Source organism: Amycolatopsis sp. CA-126428 (genome assembly GCF_002904335.1).
Taxonomy (GTDB): Bacteria; Actinomycetota; Actinomycetes; order Mycobacteriales; family Pseudonocardiaceae; genus Amycolatopsis.
Genome location: NZ_PPHF01000108.1, coordinates 74955 through 97012, shown reverse-complemented (window position 1 = coordinate 97012; position 22058 = coordinate 74955). Strand labels below are relative to the sequence as shown.

Sequence of the window (22058 nt, the reverse complement as noted above, 5' to 3'; positions counted from 1 at the left end):
CTCACGTCCACGTCACCCCCTGCCTGGATGCACGGACGCGCGACGGAAAGCGTTCAGCTCTGGCCGGACCAGCCGCTCAGCCGGGTCAGCAGGCGCTCGAGGACCTCCGGGTCCGCGGTCACCGGGTCGCCGGAGACGGGCTCGTCGACCAGCGTCCGGCGCTCCTGACGCCGGGGCAGGCGCACCTGGCGCGCGGTCATCCCGCCCGGCAGCGGCAGTTCGCACCAGGTGGTGCGGCCGCCGCCGTCGGCGGGCGCGACGCCCAGCCGCTCGCCGGGCCGGGCCTGCGGGTCCGGCCGCCCGGGGACGTCGTCGTCGACCTCGATCGAGAGCACCTCGGCGCGCAGCCGCAGCCGCAGCGTGACGAAGGCGGGGGCCTTGGGGTCGCTGGCGTCGACGACGGCCTCGACCAGGCGTCTCGCGGTGGCGGTCACCTGCTCCAGCATCGGCAGCAGGGACCAGTCGGTGAGAATCAGGCGGACGAACAGCTCGGTGACCGGCAGCGCGCTGGGCTGCGCGACGAGCCGGATGTCGTCCATCTGGGAGGTGTGCGCGCTCAAACCCGACCTTCCTCGCCAGGTGCGGCCCGTGCCACACCACCTCAGTCCGCCCGCCGCGGCACGCTACCGCCCGGGCCGGGCGTGGCCGCCGTCGGGGTTGCGGGTGCGAGGTCCTCGCGCGCCGGCCGCGCGGACTCCGCCGCGCGGCCGGCCACCCGGCCGGGTCACACCCGGGCGGGCACCCACAGCTCGTCGATGATGCGCTCCGCCGTGGCCAGGCTCGCGTCGGCCAGCGGGATGAGCTCCGCCATCGCCGGGTTCACGTGGGCCAGGGTGAGTTCCGCCGTGATGAACCGCGGCTCCAGGCCGGTCAGCGAGACGCCGTGCGGGAGCCACTGCTCGGCGTGGTCCCAGCCTTCGCGGGGCGTGCCCTCGCCGTAACCGCCGCCCCGGGACGCCAGCACGATGAACTCGCGGCCGCCGAGGAGGCCGGTCTGCGTTTCGTGGTCGACCGAGAGGCCCGGCGCGATGAGGTGGTCAACCCAGGTCTTCACGCTGCTCGGCGCGCCGAAGTTGTAGAGCGGCAGGCCCAGCAGCACGGTGTCGGCCGCCTTGATCTCGGCGACCAGCTCGGTGGTCCGCGCCCACGCGGCCGCCTGCTCGGGCGTGTGCTGGTCCGGCGGCACCATCCCGGCCAGGCCGCTCGCCGCGTCGATGTGGGGCAGCGGGTGCGCGCCGAGGTCGCGGTAGGCGACCGTGCCGTCCGGGTGCGCAGCGCGCCACGCCGCGGCAGCCCGCGCGCTGAGCCGGCGGCTCACCGAGCGCTCGCCCTGGATGCTCGAGTCGATGTGGAGGAGATGCGCCATGTCGTTAGCCGTCCGTAGATCGTTGGTGTAGGACAAACTATTGATAGCACATCGACCATCAGTCTGCCCATATACTGGGCGCATGACCTCGCTCCCGGTCGTCAACCAGCCCCCGCACCGCTGCGGCGCGCTGGTCGACCACCTCGCGCGCCGGCTGCGGCTGCGCAGCGAGTCGGTGCTGGCCCCGCTCGGGCTGCGGCCGCGGCACCTGATCGCCCTCACGGTGTTGCGCGACCAGGGCGGCAGCGCACAGCAGGACCTGGCGAAGATCCTGGAGATGGACAGCACGAACGTGGTGAGCCTGCTCAACGAGCTGGAGACCGAGAACCTGATCGAGCGACGCCGCTCACCGGCGGACCGCCGTCGGCACCTGGTCGAGCTGACCGACGTCGGCGCGAAGCTGCTGGCCCGCGCGGAGTTCGCCCTGGCCGCGGTCGAGGACGAGGTGTTCAGCGCACTGGACGGCGAGCAGCGCGAAACCCTCTACACGCTGCTGCAGCAGGCGACGAGCAAAACGGGCGTGGAAGCCTGCCGGGAAACGCCGCCGCCCTGCTGAGCGGTCAGGCGCGAGGAAGATCCACGCAAGCGGTCATCCTGGCGGGTGCGGACCGGGAGTGCCGAGCGGTTCCGGCGGGAAGAGGCGCGGCATGAACGCCAGCATCAGCGCCGACCAGACCACGTGCGTCAGCACCGGTGCCTGGACCCCGCCCGACCGGCCGCGCTGCCACGCGAACAGCGTGCCCATCACCGCCGACGCCAGCACCAGCGCGGGATTCCGGGTCGCCACCGTCGAAACGACGTACACCGCCGTCGAAGTCCGGGCTCCCGCCGCGTCGTAGAGCGCGCCGCGGAAGAACACCTCTTCCGCCGCTCCCGTGAGCAGCGCCGTCGCCGCCACCGAGGCCTTCGGGCCGCGGTGGGCGTGGTCCAGGACCCCGGTGATCGCCCGGCGCAGCGGCGGGATGTGGCGGGCCACCAGCGCGCACCCGTAGAACACGCCGAACGCGCCCGCTCCCGCCACCACCGGCTGGACGACGTCCCGGCGGCCGCGGGTCACCGGTCCGGCCGCCTGTGCCCCGGCGAGCCACGTCGCCGCCACCGAGGCCGTGAGCACGTGGAAGCGGCGGGAACCGGGACGGCTGGCCAGTGACGCGCCGAGCAGGCCGGACCCGGCGGCGGTCACCGCGGCGAGGAACGGCTTCACGCCGGCCGCCGGCTCTTCGCCCGCTCGCCCAGGGCCTGCAGGACGGCTTCGTCGTAGCCCATCGGCTCGAACTCGACGATCCGGCGGATCGCGTCGTCGCGGACGACGACCTCGTTGGTCATCGAGTCGATCAGCGCCCGCCCGGTGGTGACGTCGATGTCGGTGACGAGCGAAAGCCAGTACGACGACAGGCGCGGGGAAAGCAGCGGGACCGGCAGGATCAGCAGCGGCCGGCCTTCGATCGCCGCCACCCGCTGCAGCATGTCGCGGTAGGCCAGCACTTCGGGGCCGCCGATGTCGAACGTCCGGCTGGCGGCCTCCGGGTGGTCGAGGACGCCGGCCAGGTAGCGGACGACGTCGGCGATCGCGATCGGCTGCGTGCGCGTGCCGACCCAGCGCGGGGTGACCATCGCCGGCAGGTGCTCGACCAGCTGCCGCGTCAGCTCCCACGACGTGCCGCCGTGCCCGATCACGATGCCGGCGCGAAGCACCGTCACCGGCACGCCGGTCTCCCCCAGCAGCCGTTCGACCTCGCGGCGGCTGGCGAGGTGGTCCGACAGCGCATCGGCGTCGTCCCCGAGCCCGCCGAGGTAGACGATCCGGCACAGGTTCGCGTCGGCCGCGGCCCGGGCGAACGCGCGCGCGGCGTCGGCGTCGCGGCGCTTGAAGTCCGCACTGTCGAGTGAATGCACGAGGTAGTAGGCGGCTTCGACGCCCTTGAGCGCGTCCCGCAACGAGCCGACGTCGGCGACGTCGCCGCGGACGGCTTTCCCGGCGCCGCGGTACTTCGCCGGGTGGCGCGTCATCGCGAGCACCTCGTGCCCGGCCGCTTCCAGCGCCGGGCACAACCGGCTGCCGACGAACCCCGACGCCCCGGCCACCAGCACTCGCATGCCCGCGACGTTAGCCGGGACGGCCTTCGCGCGCAGAACGTCCGCTGCCGGCGAAGCAGACCGCGGCGACGACGCCCGCACACCCGATCAGCTGGGCCCACCCGGGTGTCTCCCCGAGCAGGCCGACGCCGAGCAGCACCGCGCCGACCGGCTGCAGCAGCATCAGCGTCGACCCGGTGGTGGCGGACATCCGGGGCAGCGCGGCGGAGATGAGCAGCCAGCCCGCCAGCTGGCCGACGCCGGCGAGCGCGAGCAGCCAGCCGAACGCGGGCCAGCCCGGCGCCAGGTCGAGCGTGCCGGTCGGGACACCCAGCACGACGGCGACCGCGCCGGCGGAGACGGTGGCCAGCACCAGCGAGTGCGCCTGCGTGCCCGTGCCGCCGCTGAGCCGGATCAGGAACAGGTAGCCGGCGTACCCGGCCCCGGCGAGCAGCGCCGCGACGGCGCCGGTGACCGGGTCCGAGCCGAACGAGCCGGTGCCGGCGAACCCGCCGGCCAGCACGATCCCGCCGAGCAGCACCGGCACCGCGGCGAGGAACCGCTTCGCCGGCCGCTCGGCCAGGAACGCGAACGCCAGCAGCGGCACGATCACCACCTGCACGGCGAGCAGCACGGTCGCGATGCCGGCGCCGACCCGCGGGATCGCCTCGCCCCACAGCACGAAGTCCAGGCCGAGGCCGGCCCCGGCCAGCAGCGGGAAGAGCACCCGGCGGCGTGGCGCGGGGCCGGCCTTCCGCCGTTCGCGCCCGGCCAGCAGGAGCAGCACCGGACACGCGAGCAGGCAGCGCCAGAACGCGCTCGTGCTGCCGCTGACGTGCGAAACCTTGATGAAGACCGACGACAGCGAGATGCAGAAGCTGCCGAGCGCGGCCAGCAGCCGCGGGTCGAAGCGCCGGGTGAACGTCGGGGCGTCGGTCGTGAGCACGACTCCAGCGTGCGGTGGGCGACTGTCAAGGACAAGCGAATGTTTCTGCGTGGAATTCGGTAGCATCGCTACCGTGTACGGACTCGAGCGGATGCGGGCGTTGCACGCGGTCGCGACCCACGGCTCGGTCGCCGCGGCGGCCGAGTCCCTGCACGTCACGCCGTCCGGGGTGTCGCAGCAGCTGGCGAAGCTGGAACGGGAGGCCGGGCAGCCGCTGCTGGAGCCGCGCGGCCGCGGCGTCCGGCTGACGAAGGCGGGCCAGGTGCTGGCCGGGCACGCGGAGCGGATCCTCGCGCAGGTCGCCGCGGCGAAGGCGGACCTGGAGCTGCTGCGCGAGGACGTCATCGGGCCGCTGCGGATCGGCGCGATCCCGACGACGGTCCACGCGCTGCTGCCGCCCGCGCTGGCCACCCTCGCCGACCGGCACCCGCGGCTGGCGGTCACGCTGCACGAGGGCGAGGCCGAGCAGACGCTGCCCCGCGTGCTGGCCGGCGACCTCGACGTCGGCGTGCTGGAGAGCTGGCAGGACCGCCCGACGGTGCTCCCGCCGTCGATGACCAGCATCGCGCTGTTCTCCGACGTCGCGGACCTCGCCCTGCCCGCCGGGCACCGGCTGGCCCACCGCAAGGCGGTCGATCTGTCCGAAGTGGACGACCTGCCGTGGATCGGCTGGAGCGCGGGGTCCGGGTGTCACGCGTGGCTGGTGCAGGTGCTGCGCAAGCAGCGGCTGGAGCCGCGGATCAGCTGCACGGTGGGCGGCTACCCGACCCAGCTGGCCCTGGTGGCGGGCAACGTCGGCGCGGCACTGGTCCCCCGGCTGGCCCGCGACCGGCTGCCGGACGGGGTGCGGATCCTGGCCACGCGCCCGGCCCTGACCCGCACGATCTACGCGGTTTGCCGGGCCGGGGAGGAGGACCGCGGCGCGGCGCGGGCGTGCCTGGACGCGTTGCGGTCGGCGTCGGCGCGGTTCGAAAGCACGGGCCGTCCGGTGGGCTGAGTCACCGGCTGAGCCGCGCCACCATCTCGGTGACCAGCGGACCAGGACGCCGGTGGTGCACCAGAAAGATGTCCCGAGCCGGCTGGGCGTCCGCCGCGTCGCGCACCTCGACGCGGGCCGCGCCCACCCGTTCGAGCACGCTCTCCGGCACGAACGCGATGCCCAGCCCGGCTTCCACCAGCGCCAGGATCACCTGGTAGTCCCGGGTTTCGTACGCCACCCGCAGCCGGACACCGGCGGCGTCGGCGAGCTGCTCGAGACACGCGCGGTTGGGCACGCCCGGGCTGCCGGAGATCCAGTCCTCCGCGGCCAGCGTCCGCAGGGTGAGCCGGCGGGCGCCGGCCTTGGCGTGCCCTTTCGGCAGGATCAGCCGGAACCGCTCCGAGCGCAGCAGCGTCCGCTGCAGGCCCCGCGGGTCGGGCAGCGGTGCGCCGGGGTAGCGGTGGGTGATCAGCAGGTCGAGTTCGCGGGAGCTGACCAGGCCGTACCCGTCCGGTGGCTCCAGGTCCAGCAGCCGCAGCGCCACGCCGGGGTGGTCGCGGCGGAACCCGGCGAGCGCGGCGGGCACCAGGGTCATGCCCGCGCTGGCGAACGTGCCGACGGTGAGCTCCTCGTCGAGCAGCGCGCGGACGGTCCGCTCGGCTGTCCGCAGCTCCCCGGCGATCGCCTCGGCGTGGACGAGCAGCGCCTCCCCGACCGGCGTGAGCGTGACGCCGCGGGCGTGCCGGTCCAGCAGGCGGGCCCCGGCGTCGCGCTCCAGCTTGGCCAGTTGCTGCGAGACGGCCGACGGCGTGAACGAAAGCCGCTGGGCGGCCGCGGCGATCGAGCCGGCGTGCGCGACCTCGGCCAGCACGGCCAGGCGGTGGGCGTCGAGCACGGGAGCCTCCAGCCGTAAGTTCTGCTAACTCCAGCATAGGAGACGTCGCTGGTGCTTACGTCGGCCCGCGCGCATGCTGAAGCCATGATCAGCACAGCGGATGTCGAACGGGCGGCGGCACGCATCGAGGGCCGGGTCCGCCGGACGCCGGTGCTGGCCCGCGCCGGGCGAACGGGTCGCCGTCCTGCTGTGCGGCGCCAACACCGACCCCGCCACGCTCACTTCCCCGACAGCCGCGCCACCACCGGGGCGAACTCCTCGAGGAACGCGCCGTTGACGCTGAAGTAGGACACGCCCTGTTCCGCGCGACGGCGTTCGAGCTCCGCCACCATGTCGTCGACGCCGCCGCGGAGCAGGCCGAGGGAGTCGTGCTCGATCAGCGTCTCGGCGTCGACGCCGAGGAAGCCGCGGATCCACGGCGGGACCGTGTCGCCGACGACCCAGATGTTCATCGCGAACTCGAGGTCGCGATCACCGGCCGCCGAACGGACTTCCTCGACGTACCCGGTCATTTCCTCCCGGGTGGTCAGCACGCCGCCGGCCATCGTGACGATGCCGGCCTTCCTCCCGGCGAGGCGGCGGACCTTGGGGCCGCCCGCGGCGATCATCACCGGCGTGTGCCCGTCGCCGTCCAGCCGGCGGACGTGGTCGATCGTCTCGGAAATCGAGTCGAGGCGCTCCTGCCCCGAGCCGTACGGCAGCCCGAGTTCTTCGGCCTGCTGCCGCATTTCCGGCCGCCCGGTGCCGAGGCCGAGCTCGAACCGGCCGCCCGTGACGACGGTCAGGCTGTGCGCCTCCCAGGCCGCCGCCCGCGCGGTGCGCAGCGGGCTCGCCAAGACGAACGAGCCGACGCGCAGCTCGGTCGTGGCCGCCGCGGCCGCCGCGAGCGCGGCGGTCGGCGTCGGCATGTTCAGGTTGTCCGGGCAGAGCAGCGTCGAATAGCCGAGCTCTTCGGCCCGGCGAGCGGTGGCGAGCCAGCCCGCTGCGTCATTGGCGCCCGCGACCACGCCGAACCGGAACGCCTTCTGCGGCATCGGAGCACCCCCACGTCGTTGGTCCTTCGATCAAACCACCGGTGGGCCCGGCCGTGCCACCACGGCCGGGCCCACCCCGGCATCAGCCGCGCTGGTACTCCTCCCAGGTGACCTTCGCGACCTGCGGGCCGTCGTCGGCGCCGCGGCCGGCCAGGCCGTTCATGCCCAGGTAGTAGTCGCCGGTCTGGTGCTGCGCACCCGACGACAGATCCGGGTCGGAGATCGCCATCGCGTGGATGTGGTAGTCGAAGCCCTGCGCCGGCGTGCGGTACCAGGCCGCGAACCCGACGTTGCGCAGCGCCTTCAGCAGGGTGGTCCGGGTGGTCGAGGACATACCGGACACCGAGATGTCCATCGCGCCGCCGCCGTCGTGCGTCCCGGCCGAGGCGTCGACGCCACCGGGGTTGTACGAGCCCTGCGTCAGGCTGACCTGGAAGCCCGCTTTTCCTTCCGCCGCAACGAGCATCGCCTTGGTGCGCGTGTTGAGGGTCTTGCCGTGGTAGGTCACCTGGCTGCCCGCGGAAACCGCGTTCGTGACCGTGTACCGGCCTTCGCCCAGCTTCTCCAGCGAGGTCTTGCCCGGCAGGCCGGAAGCGTCGAGGCCGGTGTAGCCCAGCGACTTCTGGTACTGCGAGTACGCCGTGATCGTCGTGGTGCCGAAGTAGCCGTCGACGTACTGGCTCGCCAGCAGTCCCTTCGCCTGCAACGCCTGCTCGACGAGCAGGACGCTGTCGTGCGCGCCCGGCGTCAAGGTGTCGTCGGCGCGGCGCGGGTCGATCTGGGCCGCCTTGAGCACGGCCTCCATGTTCGCACCGGGCAGCACCGTCGTGGCCGCAGTCTCGGCCTGAGCCGGTGCGGCCACGGCGAACGCAGCGGCGGTGAGCGCCGTGAGCACGGCGGCCTTCGTGAACATCCTGGTCCTCCATGGGTCGGAATCGGTACGGCCATGAGGATCACGCAACCCGATACAAGGGACGTACAAACCGGTTTCACCCGGCCCGGACCAGATTGCCCTTGATCATCCGCAGCGTCCGGCGCGAAACCGGATCGCGGCGTCGGTGCTCCGCAGATACCCTAGGCGGGTAGGGTAATCAAGGCGGTGACGGCATGTAATCCCAGCCACAGTCGAGCACGGCCCCGCTGGTCCAGGCGTGTTAATCGACGTCACGGAGAGTTTCCGGCGACCCGCCCTGGACGTACCCGTGCTCGTTTCGTAACCTGTTCGAGATCTCGCGGCCCCCGGTCGTCCCCAGACGGCGACGCGAGATCGCCGCCGATACCCCCCTGCCGGGTACCGGACCCCACGCGGGCTCTTCCTGTTGCGGTCGAGCGCGCCCTGGGCACGGGCGAGGCCCCCGACTCGCCGTCCCGGTACCCGCCGGCGGCCGATCAGCAAAGGAGACCCGCGCGAGAATGCGTTCGCATCCCGTCAAGCGCGTGGTGTCAGGTGCCCTCGCCGCGGCCTCGGTGATCACCCTCGTCACCATGGCCCAGCCGGTGGCCACCGCCGCCCCCGTCCCCGTCCTCCAGGCGCCCCCCGCCGGCTCGGACGCCCTCGCCAAGTACCGCGATCTCGCGGCGCAGGCGGAAAAGCTCAACGAAGACCTGCTCCGGGCCCAGGACGACCTGACCGCGAAGCAGGGTCAGCTCGACAAGGCCAACGCCGACGTCGACGCCGCGAAGAAGTCCGGCGCCCAGGCCATCGAGGCGAAGCAGCAGTACCAGTCCGAAGTGGACAAGTTCGCCGGAGCGTCGTTCACCAGCGGCGTCCAGATGAACAAGCTGTCGGCGCTGCTGGCCGGAACGTCCACTCAGGACTTCCTGGACCGCTCGGCGGCGCTCGAGGTCATCGCGACCGACAAGAACGCCGCGATGGGCAACCTCAGCGGCGCGGCGGCCAAGGCCGCGGCGGCCGAGAAGTCGGCCGCCGACGCGGCGAAGCGGGCGCAGGACGCCCGGGACGCGGCGGCGAAGCTGGCCTCGGACATCGAGGCCAAGAATAAGGACCTGCAGGGCCAGATCGACCAGATCGAGGCGCAGAGCCGGAACCTCAGCACCTCCGACAAGGCCGCCCAGAAGGACACCGGCGGTGCGGCGCCGACCGTGAAGGCGCCCAGCGCGGCGGCCCAGAAGGCGGTCGACGCGGCGCTCAGCAAGCTGGGCAGCGCCTACGTCTGGGGCGCGACCGGGCCGAGCACGTTCGACTGCTCGGGCCTGATGCAGTGGGCGTACAAGCAGGCCGGCATCACCCTGCCGCGCAACTCCGCGGCCCAGGCCGGCTTCGGCACCCCGGTGTCGCGTTCCCAGCTGCAGCCCGGCGACCTCGTCGCCTACTACTCGCCGGTGTCCCACATCGGGATGTACATCGGCGACGGCAAGATGGTGCACGCGCCGACGAGCGGCGACGTCGTCAAGATCTCGCCGTTGATGAGCGAGTACGCGGGAGCGACGCGCCCCACGTCCTGAGGTAGCACGGGTGCCCCGTTCCGCGAAGTGTAGAAATCGCGGAACGGGGCACTTTGCGCGCATGGACGAGAACCCTGACGCCGGCACCGTCGAAGCCGTCGGCAAGGTGACCGAGGCCCTCGAGACGATCGAGCGCGCTCGCGGGCACCTCTACTCCTTCCACCAGCTCACCGGCAGCGCGGACCTGGCCCTCGGCGAGGCCGTGGAGCAGCTGGAGAAGGCCGGCCACGGCGACTGGGCGCGGCGGATCTCCGAAGAGCTCATCGGGCTCAACGTATTACCCGATCGGTGGACTTTCCAGGTCGTCGAGGAGTACGACGACGGGTACTACAAGGCGTGCCGCGACCTTGAGCGTGAGCTGCTCACTTCGCTCACCGGAGGGCGCCGCCACCTGCACGAACAGCAGATGAAGGACGACCGCCGAACACACGGCCGGCCAGGCCACGAGGCGGGCGGCCCGAGCACACCCCCGGCCGGCCCGTGAGCGGCGATTGTCGGACCCCTGCGCTACAGTCGACCGCAGGCGAACAGATGTTCGATTGGAGTTGAGATGACCGATCAGGTGGAACCGAACCCCGAGAAGGACCCGAGCGACTGGACCACCGGTGATGAGCCGATGACCGGGCCGCAGAAGTCGTACCTGCAGACGTTGGCGCAGGAAGCCGGTGAAGAGGTGCCGGACAACCTGACGAAGGCGGAGGCGTCCGAGCGGATCGACGCTCTTCAGAAGACGACCGGCCGCGGCACGTGAGGGGCGCGGGGCCGGGTGCCGGGCAAGGCTGCCCGACGCGTGGCAGTGGGCCACCAGTGGGCCGGCGAGGGGTGGTGCCCCAGCTCTGGCGCAGGTGAGCCCTGCGCTCGCCCGCCTGGTGGGGTCGGCGGGGTGCGGTGCCGCGCACGCGAGCCGACCGGTTCGCGCCGGTGCGGTGATCCCGCAGCCGCTGGTGTGCCCGACGCCACGGCTTGTCCCTCGCCGGTGGGGGTAGTCATCCGAGAGATGCCCTACTCCCCGATGGAGGACATCCCGTGTACCTGACCGTGCTGCTCGTCACCCTCGCCGGACTGCTCGTGCTCGGTGGAGTCGCCGTGCGGGAGCTGCCGAAGCCGTATCCGCTCACCGCGAAACGGACCCTGGTCGCCGCCTGGGTGGTGGCCGCCGCCGGGGTGGGGTGGTGGGCCCTTGCTCCCGGGGCCGGGCCGCTCGTTGTCACCGTTGTCGGGTTCGGGTTTCTCGTGGCCTCCCTGAACCGCGGGCCCGAGCGGCCTTCGTACCCGCGGGCGACCCCGTACCAGCCGCCCCGATGAGTGGAAGCCGGCGGACCGGGTACCTCTCGGGAATGTCGCATCCGAACGAGCAGCAGCCCGAGATCGCCCGGCCCGACACCGAAGATCCCGGCCGTGCCGAAGACCGGCTCTACCGTCGCGGCGAAGGCGAAGCGCCGGACAACCCCGAGGAAGCCGACGGCGTCGGCGCGAAAGTGATCGGCGAACTGCGCGAGCGTCGCGAAAACTGAGCGCTCAGGCCGCTTCCGGCAGCGCCGCACCCGTCACGCGGAGCAGGAACTCGGCGTTGGAGCCGGTCTTGCGGAGCTGCTCCAGCAGCTGCTCGATCGCGTGCGGGCCCGGCAACGCCCGCCGGACTTCGCGCATGGCCGCGAGTTCGCCCGGGGTGACCAGCAGTTCTTCGCGCCGGGTGCCGGAGGCGGCCACGTCGACCGCCGGGAAGACGCGCCGCTCGGCCGTCTTGCGGTCGAGCTTGAGCTCGGCGTTGCCGGTGCTCTTCAGCTCCTCGAAGAACACCGTGTCGGCCAGCGAACCGGTTTCCACCAGCGCCGACGCGATGATCGTGAGCGAACCGCCGCCCTCGACGTTCCGTGCAGCGCCGAGGATCCGCTTCATCGGCAGCAACGCGGCCGCGTCGACGCCGCCGGACAGCGTGCGGCCGGACGGGCGGGCCGAAAGGTTGTACGCGCGGCCGAGCCGGGTGAGCGAGTCGAGCAGCAGCACGACGTCTTCGCCGTGCTCCACCAAGCGTTTCGCGCGCTCGACGGCGAGTTCCGCGACCGCAACGTGTTCGGCCGGAGGACGGTCGAAAGTGGACGCGATCACCTCGCCGCGCACGGTCCGGCTCAGCTCGGTGACCTCTTCGGGACGTTCGTCGGCGAGCAGGACCAGCAGCCGGCAGTCGGGGTGGTTGACCGACAGTCCGTGGCCGATTTCCTGCAGCACCGTGGTTTTCCCGGCTTTCGGCGGCGAGACGACCAACGCGCGTTGTCCCCGGCCGAGCGGGGTGACGAGGTCGATGACGCGGGGCAGCAGCCGCGCCGGCGTGGTTTCGAGCAGCAGCCGGCGATCCGGGTGCACCGGCACGAGGTCGGCGAAGCGCGGGCGCGGCTCGTCCGGGTCGCGGCCGTTGACGCTGGTGATCTTCTCGGCGGTGCCGGTGATCTCGTCGCCGGGCCGCAGGTTGTGCTTGCGCACCAGGGAAAGCGGGATGGCAACGTCGTCGGGCGCGGGCCGGTAGCCGGGCCGGGCGAACGGGGTTTTGCCGGACAGGTCGAGGAGTCCGTGAAAAGACATGGGTGTCTCCTGAGATGGTGATGGGGCCCGCGCACAGACGGCGAGACCGGGAAGAAGGAAAGAGGCCGACTGGCCTGGATCCGGGGAGCTACCTCTGGGCGGCCGAGGGGCCGACATCCACGAGGAGCGTCTCCACTGTAGCGACACATCTCACGAAGCACAACGGGTAAGACTCCGTGGCGGTGGGTAGTCCAGGTGAGAAGCCCGCTGCAACGGGGGAACCGCGGCTGAACGATGGGAGCGGATCGTGTATCGACATACCCCGGAAACTGGCGTCGATACGGGCGAGAGCACCGACGCCGACCAAGCCGGGACCACGGCCCCGGAGCGCTTCACCGCCGGAGCCGTGGTCGCCCCGGCATTCGAAGAACTGGCGCCGGCCCTGCCCAACGAGATGGCCGGCCTGCGCCGCAAGCTGATCGAGTGGCTGAGCGAGTTCCCGCTCGACCCGGACAGCCAGCACGACATCACGCTGGCGACATACGAGGCCCTGGCCAACGTAGCGGCCCACGCCTACCCGGACGGCCACGGCTGGGCCCGCTTGCAGGCCCGCCGAGAGGGCGACGCGATCACGGTGACGGTAACGGACACCGGTTGCGGCATCCCGGCGACGCGCCCGCGCAAAGCGGCCCTGCGCACCTCAGGTGGCCGCGGTCTGCTGCTGATCGACCAGGTGACGGACCAGTCCGACATAGACACGAGCACCACGGGAACAACGGTCCGCATGACGTGGCGCCCGCCCGCCCTCCGGGACGCAGGCTGACGGCCGCCCCGCGACGCGGGCCCAGCTGAGAACCGAGGAAACCGCCGGTTGACTGGCGCGGCAAAGCACCAGTCGACCCCACCCGCCGGCTCGCTCCCAGCGCGCCGGCGGGTTTGTGCCCGGCGGCATCCCGGCGGGACTGTTGGGGCGGCCCGGTCGGCAACACGCCAGCAGGTCGCGCCCAGCGGCGGCCCGGGCGGACCGCAAGGGTCGACCCAGTCGGCAACACGCCGGCGAGAGGGTGGCCGCCGACTCACCGGCCGAACCCGCTTGACCAGCCCGGCCTGCGCCGGCGAAATGCCCCGAGGCCCCGGGCACGCACTCCCGCGATCGGTGCGCGGTGGTTTCGCGCCGGCACTCACTCCAGCGGCCGCTCAACCCCTCTCGCCGCCCACCGGCCAGGTGCCCGCTCCCCCACACCCCTCTTCCCGGCGCCCCCTCAACCTCCCCCAGCGACCTCCCCCACACCCCTCAACCCCTCTCTCAAGCCGCCTCGGCCAGGCGGATCAGCCTGTTCCTCGGGTACGAAACCAGCTCTCGCTCTTCATCCGTGGTGAAGATCTCGACGGAATCCTCCCGCAACTCCGCCGAATTCACCTGCAGCTGCCACGCGGGCAGCCCCGGCGCCGGCTCGTGCCAGAACCACTGGCCCTTGGTGAGCTGGTGCGCCGGGACTGTCGCGTCGTCCGTTTTCATGCGCTGAGGCTATCCGTCACCACCGACAGTTTTCGCAGCACCTCGACCCTGTGACGACGACCACTATGGACTCGCGCAGGTCACCGTCGGGTCGGTCAGGTTGCCGCCGTGCTGGACCGTGAAGCCGATGACGTTGCCGCTTCCGTTGGGCCTCGCCGTCAGCACGTAGCCCGTGCTGTCCCACGTTCCCGTGTAGTTCCAGCTGCCGATCACCTTCTGGGGTGCGTGGAACGTCACCGTGAGCACCCAGTTGTTCGCCCCCGACACCGTCACCTGGCCGTTGAAGCCGACGTTCCACTCCGCCGTCTTGGCGTAAGCGGCCGAACAGCCACCAGGTGCCGGAGTGGTCGGGGTAGTCGGGGTTGTGGTGGTCGGGCCGTCGTCCGGGGGTGCGCCGGCGTTCAACGCCTCGAGCACCGCCGTGTAGGCCGCCTTCTTCTGCCCGTTGCCGTCGAACAGCAACGGTGTTGCCGACGCCCGCCACGAATCCGTGTCGCGGATGCCCCACACCGTCATCCCGGTGCAGCGCGCGACCGCCATGCACGCCGCAGTGACCGTGCCGAAGTTGCTTGCCTGCGCCGTCCCCGAGCCTTCGATGTCCAGCTCGGTGATCTGGACGTCCACGCCGAGGTTCGCGAAGTTCTGCAGCGTCGTCCGGTAGTTCGACGGCACCGGGCTGTTCGGGTTGAAGTGCGACTGGAAGCCCACGCAATCGATCGGGACGCCGCGGGACTTGAAGTCCTGGACCATGCGGTACACGGCCTGGGTCTTCGCCTGGTTCCAGTCGTCGGTGTTGTAGTCGTTGTAACACAGCTTCGCGTCCGGGTCGGCCGCCCGCGCCGCCCGGAACGCCGCCTCGATCCAGTCGTCGCCCGTGCGCTGCAGGTTCGAATCACGCCGGGCGCCCGAGCCGCCGTCGGCGAACGCCTCGTTCACCACGTCCCACGCGTAGATCTTGCCGCGGTAGTGGGAGGCGACCTGGGTGATGTGGTTCAGGATCGCCTGGCGCAACGCCGAGCCTTCCATGCCCTGCATCCAGCCGGGCTGCTGCGAGTACCAGGCCAGCGTGTGCCCGCGCATCCGGGCGCCCTGGCCGGTCGCCTGACTCACGATCCGGTCCGCGTTGGCGTACGAGAACTGGCCCTGCGAAGGCTCGGTCGCGTCGATCTTCATCTCGTTCTCCGGCGTGATCATGGAGAACTCGCGGCTCAGGATGCCGGTGTACACGCTGTCCGACAGTTTGCTCGCCGAGACCGCCGTGCCGAAGTAGCGCCCGGTCCGGGCCGCCGCGCCGCCGAGTGTGCTGCCGGCGGGCGGCACCGACGACGTCGTAGTGGTCGGCGTGGTCGGCGTGGTGGTCGTGGTCGAACCGCTGTTCAAGCCCAGGAACGCGATCGCGTACTGGACCATCCCGTTCTGCGGCAGCGCGTGCCCGGCACCCTGGACGCTGATGCCCTCGACCGGCGGCTGGGTGCCGGTGGCGCCGTAGCGGGTGCGCGTCCAGCCCGGCTGCGGGGAATCACTCGACGACGGCGTCTGCCCGATCCCCTGCAGGTTCGTCCACTGCTTGATCTCCTCCCCGAAGTTCGGGTAGCGAAGGGTGTCGTCCGCCGTGCCGTGCCACAGCTGCATCCGCGGGTACGGGCCGGTGCGCCCGCCGCTCATCTGCCGGGCCTGGTCACCCCACTGCTGCGGGGTCTTGGTGAGCTGCCCGTTGGCGCACTGGCTGTTCCAGCCCGACCCGTCGGTGGTCGCGAAGCAGCCGGCGGGCACGCCCATGAACGCCGAGCCGGCGGCGAACACGTCCGGGTACTCCGCGGCGAGCACGTTCGTCATCATCGCGCCCGAGGAGAAGCCGGTGACGTACACGCGGGAGGAGTCGACGTTGTAGCGCTGCTTCGCCCAGTTGACCATCGACAGGATGCCGACGGGGTCGCTGCCGCCGCCGCGGGTGAGGGCCTGCGGCGAGGAGACGTCGAAGCACTGCCCGCTGCGGGTGGCTTCCGGGAACACGATGACGTACCCGTACTGGTCGGCCGCGGTGACGTAGTCGCGGGCGTAGCCGTTGTAGATCGCCGACGCCGAGCCGGTGCAGTAGTGGACGGCCACCAGCAGCGCCGGGCGGGCCGCCACGTGGTCGGGGACGTAGGTGTACATGTTGAGGTTGCTGGGATTGCTGCCGAAGTCGGTGACCCTGGTCAACGTGGCCGCGGACGCCGGCTGCGCCGCCACGACCAGCACGATCGCCGCGGCGATCGCCAGCACGGCGGCGGAAAGGGCGGTGAGGAGTCTTCGCACTCGAGGAAATCCTTTCCGGGGGCGGGAACGCAGCTGGGACGATGGTTCGTCCCGCCGCCCGGCCGGTCAACGATTATCGAAACCTTTCGGGAACTTTCGAGCGAGTAACCGATCGGCCGCCCCGGCCGACTTCTGGCAGGCTTCCGGGATGACCGAGCTGCTGCTGGGCCCGCTACTGCGGCACGTCGACGCCACGTCGGCGACCATCTGGGTCGAGACCGGCGCCGCGTGCGAGGTCGGTGTCGGCGACGCCACCGCCCGCACGTTCGAGGTCGCCGGCCACCACTACGCGCTGGTCGTGCTCACCGGGCTCGAACCCGGGCGGAGCACGCCGTACGAGGTGCGGCTCGACGGCGACGTCGTCTGGCCCGAACCGGACGGTGACCGGCCGCCGAGCCGCATCCGGACGCTGCGGCCCGGCGACCCGCGGTTCCGGCTGGTGTTCGGGTCCTGCCGCAAGCCGCGGGAGGAGGACGCGCTGGGCCCGGACGCGCTCGCCGCCTACGCCCACCGGATGACCGCCCTCGACGAGGACGAGTGGCCGGAATCGCTGCTGTTGCTGGGCGATCAGGTCTACGCCGACGAGACCACCGAAGCGACGCAGGAGTGGCTCGCCACCCGGCGTGATACCAAGAAGCCGCCCGGTGACGAGGTCGCCGACTTCGAGGAGTACTGCCACCTGTACTCCGAGGCCTGGTGCGACCCGGCGGTCCGCTGGCTGCTCTCGACCGTGCCGACGTCGATGATCTTCGACGACCACGACGTGCGCGACGACTGGAACACCTCGCAGGCCTGGCGCGCGAAGATGGCCCGGACGTCCTGGTGGCCGGAGCGGATCCGCGGCGCGCTGGTCTCCTACTGGGTCTACCAGCACCTCGGCAACCTCGGTCCGCGCGAGCTGGCCGAGGACGAGCTCTACCAGCGGGTGCGCGAGTCGGGGGAAGACAACGCCGAGCTGCTGCGCGAGTTCGCCGACCGGGCCGACCGGGAGGCCGACGGCGCCAAGGGCACCCGGTGGTCCTACCGGCGCGACTTCGGCCCGGTCCGGCTGCTGGTGATCGACTCGCGGGCCGGGCGGATCCTCGAGGGCGGCCGGCGCTCGATGATCGGCGACGAAGAGTTCGGCTGGATCGAGGAGCAGGCGACCGGCGAGTTCGACCACCTGCTGATCGGCACGTCGCTGCCGTGGCTGCTGCCCACCGCGCTGTCGGCCGCCCAGTCGGTCAACGAGCGGCTCTGCGCCCGGCCCGGGCCGGTCGGGCGGGTCAGCGAGTTCATCCGGCAGCTGGTGGACCTCGAGCACTGGCCGGCGTTCCGCGCGTCGTTCGAGCGGCTGGCGAAGCTCGTCGCCCGGGTCGCCGACGACGGGCCGGCGTCGGTCAGCGTGCTTTCCGGCGACGTGCACCACGCCTACGTGGCCCGGGCCGAGTTCCCCGGCGGCACCGCGGCGCCGGTCCACCAGCTGACCTGCTCGCCGGTGCACAACACCGTGCCGTGGTACATGAACCGGCTGTTCCGGGCCGGCTGGTCGCGGGGCCTGACCAGGGTCAGCGAGGGGCTGGCGCGCCGCACCGGGGTCCGGCCCGCGCCGCTGTCGTGGCACTGCGTGTCCGGGCCGCACTTCGGCAACGCGGTGATGACCTTGGACGTCGACGGGCGCACGGCCACGGCGACGCTGCTGCGGGCCGAGCCGGGCGACGACGAGGAGCCGGTCCGGCTGGTCTGAGGGTGGGTGCGGCACGGCCACCCAGGTGCGGCGATTCCGGGTTAGCCTCGAAGCATGGTCAAGGACAACACCCTCGGGGAGTTCCTCCGGGCCCGCCGTGAACAGGTGGGGCCGGAAGAGCTCGGCCTGCCTCCGGGCGGGTCACGCCGGGTGGCGGGCCTGCGCCGCGAAGAGGTGGCGCTGCTGGCCGGGGTCAGCACCGACTACTACGTCCGGCTCGAGCAGGGCCGGGAGCGGAACCCGTCGGCGCAGGTCGTCGACGCGCTCGCCCGCGGGCTGGCCCTGGACGAGGACGCCTCGGCCCACCTGCACCGGCTCGCCCAGCCGGCGCCCGGCCGCCGGCGGCGGGCCCGGCGGCCGGAACGGGTCAGCCCGAACCTGCTGCGCCTGATGGACGGCTGGCCGGACACGCCCGCGCTCGTGCTCGGCCGCTGCCTCGACGTGCTGGCGCACAACACGCTGGGCCAGGCGCTGTTCGCCGGGCACGCCCACAGCGGCGACCTGATCCGGCTCGTGTTCCTCGACCCGGACGCCCGCGAGTTCTACCCGGACTGGGAGCGCGTGGCCGTCAACACGGTCGGCGGCCTGCGGGCGGCCGCCGGGATCGACCCCGACGATCCGCAGCTCATCGACACCGTCGGCGAGCTGTCGGTCAAGAGCGCGGACTTCCGCCGGCTGTGGGCCCGCCACGACATCCGGCAGAAGACCCACGAGACCAAGCGGTTCCGGCACCGGCTGGTCGGCGAGCTGGAACTGAGCTACGAGGCGCTGACCGTCAACAGCGCCCCGGGCCAGCAGCTGATCGTCTACCAAGCCGAGCCGGGCAGCCCGTCGGAAGCGGCACTGGCCCTGCTGGGCAGTCTCGCCGCCTCCTGAAACCACTTTCCCCATCCTTCCACAATGGACGGAGTACTTCGTCGTGCCCGAAAACTTTCCCGAAAACACCGTCTGGTTCATCACCGGCTGCTCCACCGGCCTCGGCCGCGCACTGGCCGAAGCCGTGCTCGAGCGCGGGATGCGCGCGGTCGTCACGGCCCGCGATCCGGCGCGCATCGCCGATCTCGCCGAAGCACACGGCGACCGCGCGCTGGCCCTGCCGCTCGACGTCACCGACCACGCCCAGGTCGTCGACGCCGTCAAGCGAGCGGAATCGGCGTTCGGCCGGATCGACGTCCTGGTCGGCAACGCCGGCTACGGCTACCTCGCCGCGGTCGAGGAAGGCGAGGACGACGAGATCCGGAACCTGTTCGACACCAACGTCTTCGGCCTCGCCGACGTCACCCGCGCGGTCCTGCCGGGCATGCGGGCGCGCCGCAGCGGCCACATCGTCACCGTGTCGTCCCTCGGCGGCCTGGCCGCGTTCGGCGCCACCGGCTACTACCACGCGACGAAGTTCGCCGTGGAAGGCTTGTCGGAGTCACTGGCCGCGGAGGTGGCGCCGCTGGGCATCAAGGTGACCATCGTCGAGCCCGCCGCCTTCCGCACCAACTGGTCCGGCCCCTCGATGCGGGAGTCGGCGATCCGCATCGACGACTACGCCGAGACCGCGGGCGCCCGCCGGGAGGCGACGCTCGCGACCTACGGGCGACAGCCGGGCGACCCCGTCCGCGCGGCCGAAGCGATCCTCACCGCCGTCGGCAGCGACGAACCGCCGCTGCGCCTGCTCCTCGGCCGCGCCGCCTACGACATCGCCACCACCCGGCTCGACTCCCTCCGTTCCACGTTCGACACCTGGCGCGAGACCACCCTCGGCGCCGACTTCCCGGAAGGAACCCAGTGAAGACCGTCCTCATCACCGGCGCCAGCAGCGGCATCGGCCGCGCCACTGCGCTGCGCCTGGCCGCCGAAGGCCACCACGTCGTGCTCGGCGCCCGGCGCGAAGACCGGCTGACCGAGCTGGCGAAGGAAATCCACGACGCGGGCGGCACCGCGGACGTGCACCGCCTCGACGTCACCGACCGCGCGGACGTCGCCGCGTTCGCCGAAGCCGCGGTCGAAGCCCATGGCCGGCTCGACGTCTTCGTCGCCAACGCGGGCGTGATGCCGTTGTCGCGGTTGGACTCGCTGCACGTCGGCGAGTGGGACCGGATGATCGACGTCAACGTCCGCGGCCTGCTGCACGGGATCGCGGCCGCCCTGCCGCACTTCCGGCGGCAGGGCGGCGGGCACTTCGTGACGATCGCCTCCACCGGCGCGCACGAGGTCGTGCCGACGGCCGCGGTCTACTGCGCCACCAAGTACGCGGCCCGGGCGATCACCGAGGGCCTGCGCCTGGAGGCCGACCCGGGCCTCCGCGTGACGACGGTCTCCCCCGGCGTCACCGAGTCCGAGCTGGCCGACACCATCACCGAGCCCGGCGCCCAGGAGGCGATGCGCACCTACCGCGCGGTGACCCTGCCGGCGGACGCCATCGCCGGAGCGGTCTCCTACGCGATCGGGCAGCCGGAGGGCGTGGACGTCAACGAGATCATCGTGCGGCCCACCGCCCAGCGATGACGCCGTGTCGTCCGCCGAATCACGCGTGTCGACCCTTCAATCACGCGTGTCGACCCTTCCGGCACGGCGTCCGGAGGGGCTCGGCGTGATTACCGGGCCGACACGCGTGATCAGGAGGTCGACACGCGTGATCCGCGGGTCGACACGGCTCAGCGCTCCAGCTCGGCGATGACCCGCGGGATCTCCACCACGAGTTCGCGGGCCAGCAGGCCGGTGCTGCCGGTGTCCGGGATCAGGCGCTGGCCGGCCACGGCGTGGACGTGCGTCGCCCAGCAGGCGGCCTGGTCCACGGCCGCGCCGCGGGCCAGGAAGCCGCCGGTCAGGCCGGCCAGCACGTCGCCGCTGCCGGACGTCGCCAGCCCGACGTGGCCGCTGCCGTCGCGCCAGGTGCGCCCGCCCGGCTCGGCGACCACGCCCATGAGCTGCACCACGCCGCCGTAGCGGCCGGCGATCCGCACCGCCGTTTCCAGGTCGTCGACGTCCTTTTCCTCGCAGCCGTCGAGGAAAGCGGCTTCGACCCGGTTCGGGGTGAGGAGGAGCCGGCCCGCCAGGGGTTCGGCGAGCGCGGGGTCCCGGCTCAGCGCGCCCAGCGCGAACGCGTCGAGCACCACCTTCGCGTCCGGGGCGATGGCGGGGACCAAGCCGCGCAGCAGCTCTTCGGTCTCCGAAACGCCGGTGAGGCCGGGGCCGACCACGACGGTGCCGGCGTCGGGGAGCACCTCGGCCAGCCGGTCGACGGCCTCGGCGGCGATCGCCCCGGTGCCGGTCTCCGGCAGCCCGAGCACCGACGACTCGGGCACCGAGACACCGATCGCCGTCGCGTGCCGTTCGGCGACCGCCAGTTGCAGCGTGCCGGCCCCGGCACGCAGGGCGGCGGTGCCGGACAGCGCCGGCGCGCCGGGCACGGTCCGGGCGCCGCCGACGACGAGCACGGTCCCGCGGTCGTCCGGGCCGATCCGCCAGTCCCGCAGCAGGGCCGGGCTGATCGGCGCCGGGTCAGGAGAGCTGCTGCGCGGCATCGTCGTCCGCCGTCGGCGGGGTGTCGGTCTCGTGCAGGTGCCCGACTTCCTGGGCCAGCACCATCGTGAACCCGCCGTCGGAGTCGCGCTCCCAGGCCGTCACCGAGCCGTTCGGGACCTCGGTGGCGTCGGCGGCGCGCAGCAGGTCGGGCTCCGGCAGCCCTTCGAGCAGGTAGCGCAGGGCGAAGACGGTCATCTCGTGGGCGGCCAGCAGAACGCGCTTTCCGGCGTGTTCCACGCTCAGCTCGGTGAGCAGGGACCGCAGCCGCAGCACGACGTCCGCCCAGGATTCGCCACCCGGCGGCCGGTAGTAGAACTTGCCGAGCCGCCGTTTGCGCCGCAGTTCGTCGGGCCACCGCTCACTGACGCCGTGCGAGGTCAGCAGGTCCAGCACGCCGAGCTCGCGGTCGCGCAGCCGTTCGTCCGGGATGATCGTCACCCCTTCGGGGGTGGCCAGCCGGGCGGTGTCCCACGCGCGGCGGTAAGTGGAGGTGATGACGACGTCCGGCGGTTGCTCCGCGAGGAACTTCCCCGCCGCCGAAGCCTGCTCCCGCCCCAGATCCGTGAGCGGCACGTCGGCGTCGCGTTCGGCGATGTCGATCACGTCCGCGCCGGCCGACTCCGCCTCTTCCCTGGCCACGTTCCCGGTGCTCTGGCCGTGCCGCAGCACACCCACCCAGTCCAAGTCGACGTTCACGACGGCCTGGTACCCCGGGAG

The 22058-nt window shown here is 72.3% G+C and carries 25 protein-coding genes; 12 read left to right on the top strand and 13 right to left on the bottom strand.

Going from position 1 to position 22058, the window contains the following annotated elements; translation table 11 throughout:
• Nucleotides 1-53: 53 nt before the first annotated feature.
• Together C2L58_RS27155 and C2L58_RS27150 are read right to left on the bottom strand one after the other, a co-directional pair.
• Nucleotides 54-560 carry a histidine kinase gene (locus tag C2L58_RS27155; RefSeq protein ID WP_103340520.1) on the bottom strand — a complete coding sequence of 169 codons (507 nt, stop codon included), beginning with the start codon at nucleotides 558-560 and terminating at the stop codon, nucleotides 54-56.
• Nucleotides 561-724: 164 nt separating this feature from the next.
• On the bottom strand, nucleotides 725-1366 hold the full coding sequence (locus tag C2L58_RS27150) for an FMN-dependent NADH-azoreductase (protein WP_103340519.1): 642 nt from the start codon (nucleotides 1364-1366) through the stop codon (nucleotides 725-727).
• 82 nt (nucleotides 1367-1448) lie between these two features.
• Between C2L58_RS27150 and C2L58_RS27145 the strand changes: the two genes are divergently transcribed.
• The gene (locus tag C2L58_RS27145) at nucleotides 1449-1922 is read left to right on the top strand and encodes a MarR family winged helix-turn-helix transcriptional regulator (protein ID WP_103340518.1); all 474 of its coding nucleotides are present in this window, start codon (nucleotides 1449-1451) and stop codon (nucleotides 1920-1922) included.
• A 33-nt stretch (nucleotides 1923-1955) separates the two neighbouring features.
• Here the strand turns inward: C2L58_RS27145 and C2L58_RS27140 are convergent, their stop codons facing one another.
• From C2L58_RS27140 to C2L58_RS27130, 3 genes are read right to left on the bottom strand one after another with little or no spacing between them, the layout of a single operon-like run.
• Nucleotides 1956-2570 carry a CPBP family intramembrane glutamic endopeptidase gene (locus C2L58_RS27140; RefSeq protein ID WP_103340517.1) on the bottom strand — a complete coding sequence of 205 codons (615 nt, stop codon included), beginning with the start codon at nucleotides 2568-2570 and terminating at the stop codon, nucleotides 1956-1958.
• Nucleotides 2567-3463 carry an NAD(P)H-binding protein gene (locus C2L58_RS27135; protein ID WP_103340516.1) on the bottom strand — a complete coding sequence of 299 codons (897 nt, stop codon included), beginning with the start codon at nucleotides 3461-3463 and terminating at the stop codon, nucleotides 2567-2569. Before C2L58_RS27135 ends, C2L58_RS27140 begins: the two co-directional genes overlap by 4 nt.
• 10 nt (nucleotides 3464-3473) lie before the next feature.
• Nucleotides 3474-4388, bottom strand: a complete 915-nt coding sequence (locus C2L58_RS27130; RefSeq protein ID WP_103340515.1) for a DMT family transporter — start codon at nucleotides 4386-4388, stop codon at nucleotides 3474-3476.
• Nucleotides 4389-4461: 73 nt separating this feature from the next.
• On the opposite strand from C2L58_RS27130, the gene C2L58_RS27125 reads away from it, so the two are divergent.
• On the top strand, nucleotides 4462-5385 hold the full coding sequence (locus tag C2L58_RS27125; RefSeq protein WP_103340514.1) for a LysR family transcriptional regulator: 924 nt from the start codon (nucleotides 4462-4464) through the stop codon (nucleotides 5383-5385).
• A gap of 1 nt (nucleotide 5386) precedes the next feature.
• Here the strand turns inward: C2L58_RS27125 and C2L58_RS27120 are convergent, their stop codons facing one another.
• The 3 genes from C2L58_RS27120 to C2L58_RS27105 all read right to left on the bottom strand — a co-directional run bounded on the left by C2L58_RS27120 (nucleotide 5387) and on the right by C2L58_RS27105 (nucleotide 8209).
• Nucleotides 5387-6262, bottom strand: coding sequence for a LysR family transcriptional regulator (locus C2L58_RS27120; RefSeq protein ID WP_103340513.1), 876 nt, complete (start codon nucleotides 6260-6262; stop codon nucleotides 5387-5389).
• Between the two features lie 218 nt (nucleotides 6263-6480).
• On the bottom strand, nucleotides 6481-7296 hold the full coding sequence (locus C2L58_RS27110) for an LLM class flavin-dependent oxidoreductase (RefSeq protein ID WP_103340512.1): 816 nt from the start codon (nucleotides 7294-7296) through the stop codon (nucleotides 6481-6483).
• A gap of 82 nt (nucleotides 7297-7378) precedes the next feature.
• Nucleotides 7379-8209, bottom strand: a complete 831-nt coding sequence (locus C2L58_RS27105) for a peptidoglycan-binding domain-containing protein (RefSeq protein WP_103340511.1) — start codon at nucleotides 8207-8209, stop codon at nucleotides 7379-7381.
• Nucleotides 8210-8709: 500 nt separating this feature from the next.
• Between C2L58_RS27105 and C2L58_RS27100 the strand changes: the two genes are divergently transcribed.
• From C2L58_RS27100 to C2L58_RS49920, 5 genes are all read left to right on the top strand, one after another.
• Nucleotides 8710-9762, top strand: coding sequence for a C40 family peptidase (locus tag C2L58_RS27100; RefSeq protein WP_103340510.1), 1053 nt, complete (start codon nucleotides 8710-8712; stop codon nucleotides 9760-9762).
• Between the two features lie 61 nt (nucleotides 9763-9823).
• On the top strand, nucleotides 9824-10246 hold the full coding sequence (locus tag C2L58_RS27095; RefSeq protein WP_103340509.1) for a hypothetical protein: 423 nt from the start codon (nucleotides 9824-9826) through the stop codon (nucleotides 10244-10246).
• Between the two features lie 66 nt (nucleotides 10247-10312).
• On the top strand, nucleotides 10313-10513 hold the full coding sequence (locus tag C2L58_RS27090; protein WP_013227672.1) for a DUF3072 domain-containing protein: 201 nt from the start codon (nucleotides 10313-10315) through the stop codon (nucleotides 10511-10513).
• Nucleotides 10514-10788: 275 nt separating this feature from the next.
• Complete coding sequence (locus C2L58_RS27085) at nucleotides 10789-11067, top strand: hypothetical protein (RefSeq protein WP_103340508.1); 279 nt, start codon at nucleotides 10789-10791, stop codon at nucleotides 11065-11067.
• Between the two features lie 32 nt (nucleotides 11068-11099).
• The gene (locus C2L58_RS49920; protein ID WP_199191461.1) at nucleotides 11100-11276 is read left to right on the top strand and encodes a hypothetical protein; all 177 of its coding nucleotides are present in this window, start codon (nucleotides 11100-11102) and stop codon (nucleotides 11274-11276) included.
• 4 nt (nucleotides 11277-11280) lie between these two features.
• Here C2L58_RS49920 and rho read toward each other — a convergent pair whose 3' ends face one another.
• The gene (rho, locus tag C2L58_RS27080; RefSeq protein WP_103340507.1) at nucleotides 11281-12342 is read right to left on the bottom strand and encodes a transcription termination factor Rho; all 1062 of its coding nucleotides are present in this window, start codon (nucleotides 12340-12342) and stop codon (nucleotides 11281-11283) included.
• A gap of 247 nt (nucleotides 12343-12589) precedes the next feature.
• Here rho and C2L58_RS27075 point away from each other — a divergent pair, with 247 nt between their 5' ends.
• The gene (locus C2L58_RS27075) at nucleotides 12590-13105 is read left to right on the top strand and encodes an ATP-binding protein (protein ID WP_233225955.1); all 516 of its coding nucleotides are present in this window, start codon (nucleotides 12590-12592) and stop codon (nucleotides 13103-13105) included.
• Between the two features lie 483 nt (nucleotides 13106-13588).
• On the opposite strand, the gene C2L58_RS27070 is transcribed toward C2L58_RS27075, so the two are convergent.
• Complete coding sequence (locus C2L58_RS27070) at nucleotides 13589-13801, bottom strand: hypothetical protein (RefSeq protein ID WP_103340506.1); 213 nt, start codon at nucleotides 13799-13801, stop codon at nucleotides 13589-13591.
• Nucleotides 13802-13864: 63 nt separating this feature from the next.
• On the bottom strand, nucleotides 13865-16099 hold the full coding sequence (locus C2L58_RS51400; RefSeq protein WP_103340505.1) for an extracellular catalytic domain type 1 short-chain-length polyhydroxyalkanoate depolymerase: 2235 nt from the start codon (nucleotides 16097-16099) through the stop codon (nucleotides 13865-13867).
• 148 nt (nucleotides 16100-16247) lie between these two features.
• On the opposite strand from C2L58_RS51400, the gene C2L58_RS27060 reads away from it, so the two are divergent.
• The 4 genes from C2L58_RS27060 to C2L58_RS27045 are packed head-to-tail and all read left to right on the top strand — an operon-like array spanning nucleotide 16248 to nucleotide 20321.
• Complete coding sequence (locus tag C2L58_RS27060) at nucleotides 16248-17825, top strand: alkaline phosphatase D family protein (protein WP_103340504.1); 1578 nt, start codon at nucleotides 16248-16250, stop codon at nucleotides 17823-17825.
• 54 nt (nucleotides 17826-17879) lie between these two features.
• Nucleotides 17880-18701, top strand: coding sequence for a helix-turn-helix transcriptional regulator (locus C2L58_RS27055; RefSeq protein WP_103340503.1), 822 nt, complete (start codon nucleotides 17880-17882; stop codon nucleotides 18699-18701).
• Between the two features lie 43 nt (nucleotides 18702-18744).
• Nucleotides 18745-19605, top strand: coding sequence for an oxidoreductase (locus tag C2L58_RS27050; protein WP_103340502.1), 861 nt, complete (start codon nucleotides 18745-18747; stop codon nucleotides 19603-19605).
• Nucleotides 19602-20321, top strand: coding sequence for an SDR family oxidoreductase (locus tag C2L58_RS27045; RefSeq protein ID WP_103340501.1), 720 nt, complete (start codon nucleotides 19602-19604; stop codon nucleotides 20319-20321). Before C2L58_RS27050 ends, C2L58_RS27045 begins: the two co-directional genes overlap by 4 nt.
• A 149-nt stretch (nucleotides 20322-20470) precedes the next feature.
• On the opposite strand, the gene C2L58_RS27040 is transcribed toward C2L58_RS27045, so the two are convergent.
• Together C2L58_RS27040 and C2L58_RS27035 are read right to left on the bottom strand one after the other, a co-directional pair.
• Nucleotides 20471-21340 carry an NAD(P)H-hydrate dehydratase gene (locus C2L58_RS27040; RefSeq protein WP_103340500.1) on the bottom strand — a complete coding sequence of 290 codons (870 nt, stop codon included), beginning with the start codon at nucleotides 21338-21340 and terminating at the stop codon, nucleotides 20471-20473.
• Complete coding sequence (locus C2L58_RS27035) at nucleotides 21318-22037, bottom strand: histidine phosphatase family protein (RefSeq protein ID WP_103340499.1); 720 nt, start codon at nucleotides 22035-22037, stop codon at nucleotides 21318-21320. Before C2L58_RS27035 ends, C2L58_RS27040 begins: the two co-directional genes overlap by 23 nt.
• Nucleotides 22038-22058 lie beyond the last annotated feature (21 nt).